Annotated in this window: 15 protein-coding genes; 5 read left to right on the plus strand and 10 right to left on the minus strand. The window is 67.4% G+C overall.

All coding sequences use genetic code 11. From position 1 onward, the window contains the following. The first annotated feature begins 78 nt into the window (after positions 1-78). Positions 79-1,296 (plus strand): sn-glycerol-3-phosphate ABC transporter ATP-binding protein UgpC, encoded by a 1,218-nt coding sequence (locus tag ACIBO2_RS46855; protein ID WP_358436916.1) that lies wholly within the window; start codon positions 79-81, stop codon positions 1,294-1,296. A 168-nt stretch (positions 1,297-1,464) separates the two neighbouring features. Here ACIBO2_RS46855 and ACIBO2_RS46860 read toward each other — a convergent pair whose 3' ends face one another. The 6 genes from ACIBO2_RS46860 to ACIBO2_RS46885 form a co-directional block, all read right to left on the minus strand. Beyond that, positions 1,465-2,214: an SDR family oxidoreductase gene (locus ACIBO2_RS46860; RefSeq protein ID WP_358537830.1), complete on the minus strand. Its 750-nt coding sequence runs from the start codon at positions 2,212-2,214 to the stop codon at positions 1,465-1,467. Between the two features lie 56 nt (positions 2,215-2,270). Further along, complete coding sequence (locus ACIBO2_RS46865) at positions 2,271-2,606, minus strand: MerR family transcriptional regulator (RefSeq protein WP_358537833.1); 336 nt, start codon at positions 2,604-2,606, stop codon at positions 2,271-2,273. Positions 2,607-2,715: 109 nt separating this feature from the next. Further along, positions 2,716-3,156: an Hsp20/alpha crystallin family protein gene (locus ACIBO2_RS46870; protein WP_358537836.1), complete on the minus strand. Its 441-nt coding sequence runs from the start codon at positions 3,154-3,156 to the stop codon at positions 2,716-2,718. A 153-nt stretch (positions 3,157-3,309) separates the two neighbouring features. Next, positions 3,310-3,450, minus strand: coding sequence for a hypothetical protein (locus ACIBO2_RS46875; RefSeq protein ID WP_358537839.1), 141 nt, complete (start codon positions 3,448-3,450; stop codon positions 3,310-3,312). 144 nt (positions 3,451-3,594) lie between these two features. Continuing rightward, on the minus strand, positions 3,595-4,380 hold the full coding sequence (locus tag ACIBO2_RS46880; protein ID WP_397304371.1) for a neutral zinc metallopeptidase: 786 nt from the start codon (positions 4,378-4,380) through the stop codon (positions 3,595-3,597). Positions 4,381-4,636: 256 nt separating this feature from the next. Next, positions 4,637-4,852, minus strand: coding sequence for a hypothetical protein (locus ACIBO2_RS46885; RefSeq protein WP_358537845.1), 216 nt, complete (start codon positions 4,850-4,852; stop codon positions 4,637-4,639). On the opposite strand from ACIBO2_RS46885, the gene ACIBO2_RS46890 reads away from it, so the two are divergent. Beyond that, the gene (locus ACIBO2_RS46890) at positions 4,845-5,780 is read left to right on the plus strand and encodes a hypothetical protein (protein ID WP_358537848.1); all 936 of its coding nucleotides are present in this window, start codon (positions 4,845-4,847) and stop codon (positions 5,778-5,780) included. The genes ACIBO2_RS46885 and ACIBO2_RS46890 overlap by 8 nt on opposite strands. Positions 5,781-5,824: 44 nt before the next feature. On the opposite strand, the gene ACIBO2_RS46895 is transcribed toward ACIBO2_RS46890, so the two are convergent. Both ACIBO2_RS46895 and ACIBO2_RS46900 read right to left on the minus strand, forming a co-directional pair. After that, complete coding sequence (locus ACIBO2_RS46895; RefSeq protein WP_358537851.1) at positions 5,825-6,010, minus strand: hypothetical protein; 186 nt, start codon at positions 6,008-6,010, stop codon at positions 5,825-5,827. A gap of 84 nt (positions 6,011-6,094) precedes the next feature. Next, positions 6,095-6,430 (minus strand): carboxymuconolactone decarboxylase family protein, encoded by a 336-nt coding sequence (locus tag ACIBO2_RS46900; protein WP_358537853.1) that lies wholly within the window; start codon positions 6,428-6,430, stop codon positions 6,095-6,097. Between the two features lie 227 nt (positions 6,431-6,657). On the opposite strand from ACIBO2_RS46900, the gene ACIBO2_RS46905 reads away from it, so the two are divergent. Together ACIBO2_RS46905 and ACIBO2_RS46910 are read left to right on the plus strand one after the other, a co-directional pair. Then, positions 6,658-7,335: a hypothetical protein gene (locus ACIBO2_RS46905; protein WP_358537856.1), complete on the plus strand. Its 678-nt coding sequence runs from the start codon at positions 6,658-6,660 to the stop codon at positions 7,333-7,335. 10 nt (positions 7,336-7,345) lie between these two features. After that, positions 7,346-10,252, plus strand: coding sequence for an AAA family ATPase (locus ACIBO2_RS46910; protein ID WP_397304372.1), 2,907 nt, complete (start codon positions 7,346-7,348; stop codon positions 10,250-10,252). 14 nt (positions 10,253-10,266) lie between these two features. Here the strand turns inward: ACIBO2_RS46910 and ACIBO2_RS46915 are convergent, their stop codons facing one another. Continuing rightward, positions 10,267-10,821 (minus strand): hemerythrin domain-containing protein, encoded by a 555-nt coding sequence (locus ACIBO2_RS46915; RefSeq protein WP_358537862.1) that lies wholly within the window; start codon positions 10,819-10,821, stop codon positions 10,267-10,269. 193 nt (positions 10,822-11,014) lie between these two features. Here ACIBO2_RS46915 and glnII point away from each other — a divergent pair, with 193 nt between their 5' ends. Next, positions 11,015-12,034 (plus strand): glutamine synthetase, encoded by a 1,020-nt coding sequence (glnII, locus tag ACIBO2_RS46920; RefSeq protein ID WP_358537865.1) that lies wholly within the window; start codon positions 11,015-11,017, stop codon positions 12,032-12,034. Positions 12,035-12,098: 64 nt separating this feature from the next. Here glnII and ACIBO2_RS46925 read toward each other — a convergent pair whose 3' ends face one another. Further along, a complete protein-coding gene (locus ACIBO2_RS46925) occupies positions 12,099-13,529 on the minus strand; it encodes a CehA/McbA family metallohydrolase (protein WP_358537868.1) in 1,431 nt (476 codons plus the stop codon). Positions 13,530-13,547: the final 18 nt, after the last annotated feature.

The following is a 13,547-nucleotide window of genomic DNA, read 5'->3' on the forward strand; positions in this document are numbered from 1 at the left end:
GCTTGAAAACGTATCCATGCAAATGGATACCCCCCGCACATCATCCGGGTCACCCGCCCGGGAGCGCGAAGGAATGTCATGGCATCCATCGTTCTGACCAATGTCGACAAGATCTACGCCGGTGGCGTTAAGGCTGTGAACGGGCTCAACCTTGAGATCAAGGATGGCGAGTTCATGGTGCTGGTCGGCCCATCCGGTTGCGGTAAGTCGACCGCGCTCCGGATGATCGCCGGTTTGGAGGACATCAGCGGTGGCGAGATCGCGATCGGCGAGAAGGTGGTCAACCACCTGCCGCCGAAGGACCGCGACATCGCCATGGTCTTCCAGAACTACGCGCTGTACCCCCACATGACGGTCGAGGAGAACCTCGCCTTCGGCCTCAAGCTTCGCAAGATGCCCAAGCCGGAGATCCAGAAGCGCGTCAACGAGGCCGCCAAGATGCTCGGCCTGGAGACCTACCTCAAGCGCAAGCCGGCCGCCCTGTCCGGTGGTCAGCGCCAGCGTGTCGCGATGGGCCGCGCCATCGTCCGCGAGCCCCAGGCGTTCCTCATGGACGAGCCGCTGTCGAACCTCGACGCCAAGCTCCGTGTCTCCATGCGCGCCTCCCTCAACCAGATGCACGAGCGCCTCGGCGTCACCACCGTCTACGTCACGCACGACCAGGTCGAGGCCATGACGCTGGGCGACCGCGTCTGCGTTCTGCGCGACGGCATCCTGCAGCAGGTCGACACGCCGCAGAACCTGTTCGACAAGCCGGTCAACCTGTTCGTCGCCGGCTTCATGGGCTCGCCCGCCATGAACTTCGTCACCGCCGAGCTGGTCCGCGACGGCGGCACCGCCGTCACGTTCGCCGACCTCAAGCTGGACATCCCGGAGTCGACCTTCACCGACAAGCCGGGCCTCGACCAGTACATCGGCAAGCAGGTCATCCTCGGCATCCGCCCGTCCGACTTCGAGGACGCCGCCTCCGCCGGCCAGAACGCCAACGGCTGGGCCACGCTGGCCGTCAAGGCGGAGGTCACCGAGGAGCTCGGCTCCGAGATCAACGTCCTGTTCCTGATCGACGCCCCGCCGGTCGAGCACAAGGACACCGTCGCCGCCGCCGACACGGGCGACGACGAGGAGGCGGCGCTGCCGCTGGTGGGCGACAAGTCGCTGTGGACCGCCCGCGTGAACGCCCGCAGCCACGCCCGTCCTGGCTCGAGCCTCGACCTCGTGCTGGACACGCACAACCTGCACTTCTTCGACCCGACCTCCGGCCTGGCCATCGGTCACGAGGCGAACGTCGGCAAGTGATCTCCACCGAATCTCGGCCGTGAGCCCGCTCACGACCGGACTGGGCGTGAGTCCCCCTCACACCCGCCTGGGTGCGATCACGTCGCACCCAGCCAGGGCCCCCACCGCGACCCCCTCCCGCGGGTGGGGGCCCGCCTGCTTGTACGACCTCAGCGGCCTTGTACGACCTCAGCGGCCGAATTTCGCCGCCGCGCTGCTGACGATCGTGCGAGGGACGAACCTGCCGATCGCCGCGACCGCCTTGTACCGCACGTCCGGAATCGACACCCGCTTGCCCAGGGCCAGGTCGCGCATGGCCGCGTTGACCACGTTGTCGGCCTTGAGCCACAGGAAGCGGGGGATGTGGGAGGTGTCCATGTACGCCCGGTCGTGGAACTCCGTCCGCACGAAGCCGGGACACAAGGCCATCACCTTGATACGCGGATTGCCCACCTCGGCCGCGGTCGCCTCGCTGAAGTTCACCACCCACGCCTTGGACGCGCTGTAGGTGCCGTGGACGAAGAACGCCGCGACGGAGGCCACGTTGATCACGCCGCCCCGGTCGCGCTCCCTCATCCCGGGTAGCGCGGCGAGCGTCAGCCTCAGCACGGCCTCACAGTGGACCTTGAGCATGCGTAGCTCGTCCTCGACCGGCACCTCCAGGAACTTCTGGGGGTGTCCGAAGCCGGCGTTGTTCACCAGGAGATCGACTCCATCGCGCAGCCGCGCCTCGACCCGGGCGAGGCCGTCGTCGGTGGCGAGATCGGCGGGCAGCGACTCGACGCTGACGCCGTACCTGAGCTTGAGCTGGCCCGCGATCTCGCCCAGCCGGGCCTCGTCGCGGGCCACCAGGACCAGGCTGAACCCGTCGGCGGCCAGTCGGCGGGCGAAGGCGGCGCCGATGCCGGCGGTCGCGCCCGTGATCAATGCGGTAGGCATGGCAGCACCTTAACGCCTCTCCCGTCACCGTCTGGTGGGAGCGTGCTCACCGGTGCTCAGGGGCGTTCGATGTGCTCCGGGCGGGATTGGGCGTCCGCCAGGCGCCGGGCGAGTTCGTCGCGTTCGCGGGTGATCTCGGCGAGTTCGTGCTGTAGCTCGATGATGCGACGGATGGCCGGCAGCGTCATGCCCTGGTCCATCATCGTCACCACTTCTTGGACGCGGCCGATCTCGTGGCGGCTGTAGCGGCGCTGTCCGCCCGACGAGCGCTGGGGGGAGACCACCTGGTTGTCGTCGATGCGCCGCAGGAACGCCTGCTGTACGTCCAGCATGTTCGCCACCTGGCCGACAGTGAACAGGGCCGCGTGTTCGTCGTCCATGGGGAGTTTCATGACCGTTCCTCCTGTCGGAATGCGGGCGGCCCCGCCCGGTGGCGCTCGAAGGGGCCGTACCGGGGCGGGGCCGTGGCCTGTCCAGGTGCAACGGGCGCTGCGTGGGCGGTCAGCTCTTGATCGCCTTGTGTGACTCGGTGGTGCGCTGGATGGCCACCTTGCGCGGCTTGGCCTGCTCCAGCACCGGGATCCGCACCGCCAGCACGCCGTTGTTGTAGGCGGCCTCGATCGCGTTGGCATCCAGGTGCTCGGACAGGTAGACCCGGCGTGTGAAGGAGCCCATTACCCGCTCCCGTACGAACAGGCGCTCGTCCTGCTCGTACTCCTCCTCGCGCCGCGCGGTCACCGACAGGACGCCGCGGTCGACGGTGACCTCGATGGAGTCGGGGTCGACGCCGGGCAGGTCGAACCGCAGCACCACATCGTCGGCGCGGCGGAGCCCGTCCATCGGCATCGTGGCCCCGTTGCCCTGAGCGTTGGCTTGGCGGGCGAGACGGTCGAACTGACGCTCGAACTCCTGGATGAACGGGTCGATCGACGTGAGCAGCATCGCGCTTCACCTCCGAAGACACCCGGGGGCTCCTCAGTCCCCCGGAATACCTATCCTCCGTCCGAGAGGAAACCTACAGCTGGAATTATAAGTTCTCTCCAGGCGAAGTTGTCAACTGGTTGCCGCGGTGTCGCTCCCGGGGCGAGCCCCCGGTCACTTCTCGCCGCGGCCACCGCGATCGCTGCTGTGCTTGCCGCGCCCGCTTGCCTGCTTGTCCGGCCCCGGCTTTTCGGTCTCGAAGGACTTGTCCTGCTGCTCGTCCTTTTCGTCGCGCTCACGCTCGTGTTTGCCCATGCCGGCCTCCTCGCCAGTACGTCGCTTAGTGTGATCTTAAGACTACCTAGAGTCTCTGATGACCGTAATTCTCGGCGACGGACGGCCTGCATGGCGATCCGGCGACCGCGGTAGGGCAGCCGCCGGGATGCCGATGCGAAAGGGCTAGGCCACCTTCGAGGAGGGTGCCGCCCAGGTGTTGCACGAGCCCGGGTCGCCGGTGGCGAAGCCGCGCTTGCTCCAGGCGACGATGGTGGCCGTCTTGCCGTACCAGCGCGCCTCGCCGGCTGAGTCACCGTTCTGCATGCTCTGCAGGTAGGTCCAGTCCTTGGTGGTCCTGCCCTTCAGCGGCCAGACGCTCTTGATGAACGCGCCGGAGAAGCACTCGTTCTGGAGGGAGCTGCGCCGGCTCAGCTCGCGGTCCTCGGCCTTGCTGTGGACCGACAGCACGTCATAGGCGTCGGCGATTCCGACGAGCTTCTTGACGTGCCAGCCGTACACGTAGGAGACCGTATTGAGCAGCCACATGTCGGACGGGTCCTCGAGCCACGACTTGCCGACCTGGAAGGTCAGCGTGTTGGTGCGGTCGCAGTAGTAGACCTGGGAGTCGTCCTTGCGGGTCTTCATGCCGCAGTACGTCTTCGGGAACTTGTCCACGTGCCGAACCTTGGGCTTGCTGAAGGGCAGGCCGGCGGCGGTGAGGTGCTGTTCCCAAGTGGTGTCGAGGCAGGCGACGATCGCGTCGATGTAGGCGCGGGCCAGCTTGCGGTTGTTGCGCTTGACCGACGGCTCGTCACAGGTCGTGACGGGCAGCGCGCCGGCCTCGTAGAGGGGGTTGGCGATCAGCTTGGGGTGTTTGACGGGGTCGGCCGCCGTCGTCGCGGCGGTGGCCGTACCGGTTAAGGAGAGCATCGACGCGACGGTCAGCGCCATGATCGGAAATTTTCTCACGAGGGGTGACAATAGGGCCGCTGGCGTGTTTTCGCATCATCAATTCCTTTGTATCCGTTCCTTCACTGTGCGTCGTCTCGATGCGGGGGCGCGGGCCTGCCCGGGCGGGGGTCGGGAATGGCCGACCCAAGGGTGCGCCGGAGTAACAAACACCGCTATTGACTCGCCAGCCACCAGCACTGTCACAAATGCCATTTATTGTCATGTGAAATGTTAGATATCAAAATCAGCGCCGCCATTCGGGCGTCGGCGAAAATTAATTCCCATACCCCTTCACATTGAAGCGGCGACCTCTCAAGATGAAAAAGTTCGCCAGAATCGCTTCACGGAAGGGAAGATTCATGAGTGCACGCTCAAGGCGCGCCGCAATTGTCGCTTTTGCGACATTGCTGGCAGTCTCGGGGTTGAGCGCGACCGCGACCGCGACGGCAGCACCTTCCCCTGCCGCATCCGCCACGGGGGCGGTGAACAAGTCCGACAGCAAGAGCATCCAGGCCCACTGGACCGCCGAACGCATGCGCGCGGCCACGCCGGAGCCGGTCGTGGCGGTCCCGGACGCGAAAGCGGCGCCGGAGCAGGTCAAGAACGTTCTGCCCAGCCGCTCGGCCGAGGGGTCGCTGCCGACCAGGAAGATCAGCCGGTCCGCCAGTCCGTCGTCCGGTCTGCTCGCCGGCCAGCGGGCCGAGCGCTGGGGGCGTCAGGGGAGCATGCCCGCCCTCACGATCGGCAAGATCTACTACACGCGCAATGACAACAGCTCCGGCTACTGCACCGGCAGCGTGATCAACGCCGCCAACAAGAACACGGTCTGGACCTCCGGCCACTGCGTGCACGCGGGGAGCGGTGGCGCGTCCGGCTGGTTCCGCGACTTCATCTTCGTCCCCGACGCCGACAACGGGCTAGAGCCTCAGGGCCGCTGGACCTGGCGATACGCCAACACGACGAACGGCTGGTTCAACAACCACAACTGGAGTTACGACATCGCGGCCATCGCCTTCAACCCGCAGCCGGCCCGCGGCAACCTCCAGGACTGGACCGGCTCGCAAGGCTACAAGTTCAACCAGGGCCAGGCGTGGACCGGCATCAACGCCTTCGGTTTCCCGCAGGACGGCTACCAGCGCACCGACTTCACCGGCAACGACCTGTGGTACTGCTTCGGCAACGTCACCCGCGCCAGCTCCTCCGACGACCGTATGCACATGAACAACGACATGTTCCACGGCTCCAGCGGCGGCCCCTGGCTGCAGGACCTCCAGCTGAGCCGAGGCTGGGGCTACATCATCGGCGCCAACAGCCACCGGGACGTCGACGCCAACCAGAACCCCACCAATATCGTCTACAAGTCGCCCTACCACGGTGACGGGGCTGTCAACGTTTATAACGATGTAACGGCCCACTAATCACGATAAAAGAGGCGAGGGGCTTGACGGCCCCTCGCTTTTCGTCATCCCGGGCTGGCCTCATTCATGCGCTCCTTGGTCCAGTGGGACGCGATGTCCTGCGGAGCGCGCGTATTTTGGACCCCGGTCGCCGCTTCGTCGGGAGCGGGCGAACGGAAAATCACGACCACCGTCGCCGCCACCACGAGGGCGGCGGCGGCTGCCACAAGTGCGATGGCTTTACTCCTCATACCGCCATCGTACGACCAAGCGATGGCGCAGAGGCTTATGCGCGGTGATATGTCCGGTCAGGGATGAGCAGGAGCTCTACGCGCTCAGCCGCCAAGGTCTCCTCTATCGGATCGATCCCGCCTGACGCCCTCGATCAGATCCTCGACCTGATTGTTCAGTCGCGAGCCACGGGTCCAGCCCGCGTAGTGGGTGAGGAAGACCACGACCTCCCGCAGCTCGCTCTCACTCAGGTCGCCCGCGCGCAACGCGGCGTCGAGTCGCACCTCCAGCTGGTCGTCGATGCCCTGCCCGACGAGCAGGCCGAGCAGGAGCAGGTGGCGCTCCTTGGCCGAGAGGACGCCGCGTGACCAGAGGTCGGCGAACATCCGCTCCGCCGTCATGCCGAAGCTGTCCACTGTCTCCATGGCCGGTTCTGTCATTGTCCGCTCCGGGTAGCAGGGGATCCCTCTATCTTTCGCTACTTTGCCGGTTGAACCAATGGGGGCACGCCAACGCAGTGGGGACGTCCGCTTCGAGCGGATCTGTAACAACTGAAGCCAAGGTACGGCCAAGATTTGGTCAAGATTTATCACCGTACACTCGGCCTCATTCCGCATGAAAGCGGGCACAACAACTCCGTTGGTCCGTAAAGCGGAGGTAAGCCCTGGTGAACAAGACACGGGCTTGGATCGCGCTCATGACCGCGATCGTCATGCTGTCAGCGTGCGGGCAGCCGGATTTCACCTACGTACGTGACAAGGAAGGCACCACCTACTTCAAGGTGCCGTCCTCCTTCAGCCAGCTCAACGCCTATCCGATCGAACTCTCCCTGTCGGGCGACCATCCGAACTCGGAGGCGGCCCGGCTGCGTCGCGAGCGGGTCTGGTCCACGGCCTTCGACCAGTCCGCGCAGCCGTCCGTCACGCACCTGCTCAGCTCGACGGATCCGTTCATCTACGCCACCGTGCACAAGCTCACCGACGAGCAGCGAGACGGGATGTCGCTGGATCGGCTGCGTGACTTCGTCCTGCCGGTGACCGCGCAGATCCGCGCGATGTACCTGTCCAAGGCGACCGAGGCCGGGCGGCAACCGCTGTTCAACCGGTTCGAGTCGATCAGCGATCAGATCCTCCAGCTGGACCGTGGCGCCAGGGGAGTACGGGTTCGCTTCAACTACCAGATCGGCGGCGACGTCCAGACCTTCGACCACACCGCCATCCTCGACGAGCGGGGAGCCACGGTCTCCGTGATGCTCATCGGCTGCCAGGCGATCTGCTTCCGAGCGCGCGCGGCCGAGTTCGACAAGATCGAGCAAACCTTCAAGCTGCTCCGGCTGCCCGGATGAGGGAGCGTCATTGACCACGACCACGCATCACGGCGGGCTGCGCGCGCCCGGTAGCGGCCCCTCCGATCCCGAAGCCGTGACCAGGAAGAAGATGCGGTTCTGGGATCGCAGCAAGTTCCTCATCGGGCTGGTCCTCGCCTTCCTCGTCCTCACCTGGAAGGTGATGGCCGACTACGAGGGCATCGTGTCCTTCGGCGAGGCCATGCGGGCCATCGCGTACGCCTATCAGTGGATCTTCTGGCTGCTGGGCGTCGAGGCGCTGCGGCAGCTCCACTTCTTCGTCAGCGAGCGCTGGTCGGCCTACCACCGCTTCTGGAGCCACCGTGTCTTCGGCGGGTTCGAGCGGTGGTCACACCGGCGCTTCGACGACTGGACCAGGTATCGCTTCTCCCGCGCCGCGAAGATCGTCTTCTGGGTGGTGCTGATCGCGCTGGTACTCGGCGCGGTGCTTGAGACCAGCCCGTTCCTCGCCCTGTTCAGCGCGCCCGCGCTGATCTGGAAGGCGATGCCGTTCCTGATCCAGATCGTGTTCCTGTTCTTCGTGGTCATCATCCAGTTCGTCGGCCTGTTCTGGTTCCTGTCCAGAGGCGGCGTCGAGACGTACTTCCCCGACGACATCGAGACCCGCTTCTCCGACGTCTGGGGACAGGACCACGTCGTCGAACGCGTCCAGGAGAACATCGTCTTCCTGGAACGGCCCGACGAGATCGAGAGGCGCGGCGGGTATGTGCCCAGCGGCCTGCTGCTGTGGGGGCCGCCGGGCACCGGCAAGACGCTGATGGCCGAGGCGGTGGCCGGCGAGACGGGCAAGCCGTACGTGTTCGTCGACCCCGGCGCGTTCACGAACATGTTTATGGGCATCGGCATCCTCAAGGTCAAGACCCTCTTCAGGAAGCTGCGCAAGCTCGCGCTCCGGTACGGCGGGGTGATCGTCTTCTTCGACGAGGCCGACTCGCTGGGCAAGCGCGGCCGGCTCGCCCAGCAGGGCCCGCAGGGGCAGGGCGGCGGCTTCTCCGGCTGTCACGGCGCCAACTATCTGTCCGAGGAGACCCGCTCGGTGCTCGCCTTCCGCGCCCGGCGGGAGGCGGAGGAGCCGGAGACCCGCAACCGCTTCTTCATGGGCGGCGGCGGCATGAACAGCGGCGACCCGGGCACCCTGCAGGCCCTGCTCACCGAGCTGTCCGGGCTCAAGAAGCCGCGCGGCTTCTTCAACCGCCTGGTCAGGCGGCTGCTGGGGATGCGGCCCAAGCCGCCGCCCAAGTTCCGCATCCTCGTCATGATGGCCACCAACCGGCCCGACGCGCTCGACGAGGCGCTGCTGCGTCCCGGCCGCATCGACCGCATCTACAAGGTCGGCTACCCCTCCAAGGCCGGACGGGTCCGCACGTACCAGGGCTATTTCGACAAGGTCGACCACGAGCTGACCGAGCAGCAGATCGACAAGCTCGCCACCATCACCCCGTACGCGACGGGCGCCACGATCAAGGACCTGGTGAACGAATCGCTGATCACCGCGATCCGCGACGGCCGGGAGATCATCTCCTGGTCCGACGTACTGCGGGCCAAGCGACTCAAGCAGCTCGGCCCGCCCGAAGACGTCGAGTACATCGAGCGGGAGCGGCACGCCGTGGCCGTGCACGAGGCGTGCCACGCCGTGGTGGCCTACGTGACCCGCTTCCACCTGGAGATCGACATCGCCACGATCGAGAAGGGCGCCGACTACCTGGGCATGGTCGCCTCGATCAAGCCTGAGGACCAGTTCACCCGGTGGAAGTCCGAGTACGAGGCCGACATCATGGTCTCGCTCGCCTCTCTGGCGGGGGAGCGGATGTTCTTCGGCGAGGACAACTCCTCCGGCGTCTCCAGCGACCTGCACTCGGCGACGTTCCTGACGGCGCTCATGGAGTCGTACTGGGGGATGGGCTCGGGCGTCACCTCCCTTCCCGCGCTGCAGGAGCTGGAGATCCACGGCGGCAAGGCGATGCCACGGCGCGGCGGCGGCCCGATCGGCATCACCGAGCGGGAGCCGAGCCGGGGCCAGGCCGAGCTGGCGCCTGACGTGCTGGGCGAGCGGATCGAGTTCAACCTGGTCCGGCTGCTGGAGAAGACCGAGCGGCTGCTGGAGGAACATCGCCGCGACGTGCTCTGCCTCGCGCACGCGCTGGAGACGCACAAGACGCTCAACGGCGACGACGTCGTGGCGATCATCGAGCGGGAGACCGGGCCGCTGATCGATGGCACGATCTACGCCTCCGACGAGCTGTACCAGGAACTGGAGGAGTACCACCGGGACGCGGCCAGGGCGCACAAGGAGCACAGCCGGATCGAGCGCGACCTGCCTGGGCAGGTGGAAGAGCCTGCCTACCAGCCCAACGGCCAGACCCCCGGGTGGCCGGTCGGGCCCGCCCTTCAACCTGGGCCGGTTCTTCAACCCGAGCCGGTAGGGACTGTCCTGGCCGCCGAGCCCGCCGTGGTGACCGCCGAGATCGTCGCCGAGCCGGGCAGGCCCGAGTTCGTGCCGTGGGCGCCTGACCCCGCGCCCGTCTACGCGGCGCCGTCGCCCCAGCCGGTCGAGCCGCCGCCGCCCAGGCGCCGGGCGTGGGTCGTCGTCGCCAGTCTGCTGGCGCTCGTCGTGCTCGCGCTCCTCACCGGCCTGGTCCTGACGGGCGCGACCCCGGTCGCCGGGATGGCCTCGCCCGGACTGCTGCTCGTCCTGTTCGTCGTCGTGGTGGCGGTGATCGTGGGCGCCGGCCTGGCGCTCATCGCCATCAGAGCGGTACGAGGGGCGCAGGCCAAGGCGGAACACGAACGCGACCAGGCCCACGCCAGGGCGCAACTGCTGGCCGCCGCGATGGACCCCGACACGGCCATGCGGCTGCTCGGCTACGACGGCAGGGAAACGGACAGGAGGCCCTAAAGCAGGCGGGAGCCTTAGACCCGTATGTCGAGCCGGCCGATCGGCTCGACCAGCTCCTCCTCTTCATAGGTGAAGTGCGAGGACAGGACGGCGGCCAGCTGCTCGGCCTCGGCCCGTACCCGGTCGAGGCCGGTGTCGCCGGCCACCAGGTCCACACACGCCTGGTCGAGCCGGGTCAGCAGCCCGGCGATGACCTCGTGCTCCTCTTTGAGCTTGTCGATCACCGGCCCGAGCGAGCCGTCGCGCTCGAGTATCGCCGGGTACATGGCCTCGTCCTCGATCGTGTGATGCACGGTCACCAGCCGGCAGAACGTCGCGCAGAACGCGCCCAGCGTCCAGTAGTTCTGGCGCATGGTCAGCTGGTTGATCACCGAGCGCAGGGCGGCCGCGTCGAGGACGCCCGCGGCGACCTGGTCGAGCGCGTCCAGGACCTGTCGCATCTCCTGGCGGTAGCCGTTGTGCACGTCGATCAGGTGCCGGCCGAGCTGCCGCTGCCCCGGCGTGAGAGCCTCGGGATCGTGCTTGTGGCCGCGTGGCCTGCGCGCCTCGTCGAGGTCGGTCACTGTCACTGGCACTCCAGCCCGGCAGCCTCCGGCGCGGACCACAGGTCGTACATGAAGATCCCCCCATTTTGTAATAAATGATCTTATAGCCCGGTGGACTCTCCGTACTGATTAACACGACGTTCACATTCGGGCAAAAACCGGGAAACGGTTGACCGCAAGACTCGGCGTGGCTGTGAGACATCCTGAAAGGACCGACGTGAGCTACAAGGCTGAGTACATCTGGATCGACGGCACCGAGCCCACCGCCCTGCTGCGCTCGAAGACCAGAATCCTGGCTGACGGAGCCGAGCCGCCGGTCTGGGGTTTCGACGGTTCCAGCACGAACCAGGCCGAGGGCCACTCCTCGGACCGCGTGCTCCGTCCGGTCTTCACCTGTCCCGACCCGATCCGCGGCGGTACCAGCGTGCTGGTCCTGTGCGAGGTCGAGGAGATCGACGGCGCCCCGCACAAGAGCAACACCCGCGCCCTGCTCCGCCCGATCGCCGAGCAGTTCGCCGACCAGGACTCCTGGTTCGGCATCGAGCAGGAATACACCTTCTTCAAGGGCAGCCGCCCGCTGGGCTTCCCCGAGGGCGGCTTCCCCGCCCCGCAGGGCCCCTACTACTGCGGCGTGGGCGCCGACGCGATCTTCGGCCGCGACATCGTCGAGCTTCACCTCGACCGCTGCCTCGCCGCCGGTCTCGCGATCTCCGGTATCAACGCCGAGGTCATGCCGGGTCAGTGGGAGTTCCAGGTGGGCCCGGCCGGTCCGCTGGAGGTCTCCGACCACATGTGGATCGCCCGCTGGCTGCTCTACCGTACGGCTGAGGAGTTCGGCGTGGAGGCCACGCTCGACGCCAAGCCCGCCCGTGGCGACTGGAACGGCGCCGGCGCGCACACCAACTTCTCCACCAAGGCGATGCGCGAGGGCTACGAGCCCATCATCACCGCGTGCGAGGCTCTCGGCGAGGGTGACAAGCCGATGGAGCACATCACCCAGTACGGCGTGGGCATCGAGAGCCGCCTGACCGGCGCCCACGAGACCGCCCCGTGGAACAAGTACAGCTACGGCGTCTCCAACCGCGGCGCCTCCGTACGCATCCCGTGGCAGGTCGAGGTGGACAAGAAGGGCTACATCGAGGACCGCCGCCCCAACGCCAACGTCGACCCGTACGTGGTCACCCGCCTGCTGGTCAACACCTGCTGCTCGGCCCTGGAGAAGGCCGGCCAGGTCTGATCTCGGTAAGCGAGTAGAGAGGAACGCGGGCACCCCCGATATGGGGCCCGCGTTCCTCCGTTTTTCACACCAGGCGGGACTGGTAGACCCTGCGGGCCTCCTCCACGACCGCCAGATAGTCGGCGCTCACCCGGTCCCTGACGAGCTCTTCGAGCAGTTCCAGCCAGCGCAGGCAGAACGTCACATCCTCTTCCCTGGCCACCCGCCGGCCCTCGACGTCGAGGTAGACCGGGCTGGTGTGCGCCCGTACCTGCCCGCCGCCCTCGGCGACCGCCACCACATAGGTCGGCCAGATCACCGTCAGCTCCGCCGCCACCTCACCGGGCGGGCCGGCGGCCAGTTCGCCGTCGGCGGTCAGCAGCCGTACGTTCTCCACCAGCGGCCCGATCACCCGCCCGATGACCCGCACCCTGCTGCCGGGGGTCAGGTCGAGGGTGGCGCCGGGGCCGTGGCCCTCGATGGACAGCTCAAGGAACGGACCGGTCGTGGCGAACGTGCGGCCGCACCGTACCGCGTCGGCGTAGGACTCGGCGGTCAGCGGCCCGGTGACGTGCGCGTAGGTGCGCTCGCGGCCGATCGGCCCAAGCCGATGGGCCATACCGGCGACGGCGGCGACGCGGTTGCCCGCGCCGATCAGCCTGCGGTAGGCGCGGTCCGAGCCGATCGCCGAGCAGAAGCTGTCGACCAGGCCGAGCGCCGCGTCGACCACCGACAGCCGCGCGTCGTAGCCCGGATCGCCGTCGCCGACGAGCTGCTCGGGTGTCTCGACCGGACCGCGGAAGGCGTTGGCGTAGCCGATGAGCGCGCCTCGTTCGCGCAGCTTGCGGACGTTGTCGTAGCCCTCTTCAGGGCCGAGCGCGTGGTGGGCGAGATCCACCCTGGCCACGTGCGTCTCGTCCGACCACGGCAGATCGCGCCCCGACCAGCGCTCGACGGCGTCCTGGTCGCCCGGCAGCAGGTTGACCACGTGCAGGTCCTCGCCGTGCTGCGAGTCGGCCACCCACTGGGACGGCTGGTTGAGCGGGTCGTGCAGGTCGGCGCCGTACCAGCACGGCTGGTTGAGCGGGACGTGGAGGTCGGCGCCGTACCAGCCGCGGGCCGCCGCGTCATAGATGCGCCGCGGGGCCAGCTCGACCAGCGTCTCGCCGTCGCCCGGCACGAGGGTCGTCTCCGCCCAGTCGTACTCCATGCCTCTGGCCGCCCTGACCGTCAGCGGTTCGCGTGGGACGTCGAGCACCAGGTCGTCGCCGTGGAAGTACGGCAGGCCGTCGAGGTCGCGGGCCGGCGGGGTGTCGCGCGGGAACCAGCCCTTGCCGTCGGCGCTCCACACGCTCCAGCGACAGGGGAAGCCTGCCCGCAGCCGGATCGTCCGCTGCGCGATCTGCTGGGCGGTTTGTTGAGCAGCCCGTTGGGTCGTCCGTCCGGCAGTCCGCGCCTTGGTCGACGGCACCGGGGTGGTCGGCGCCTCGGTTAACGGTGTCGGATCGTCACGCATCGGCTTCTCCCTGTAATC

It is taken from the genome of Nonomuraea sp. NPDC050022 (assembly GCF_044460705.1).
Classification (GTDB): domain Bacteria; phylum Actinomycetota; class Actinomycetes; order Streptosporangiales; family Streptosporangiaceae; genus Nonomuraea.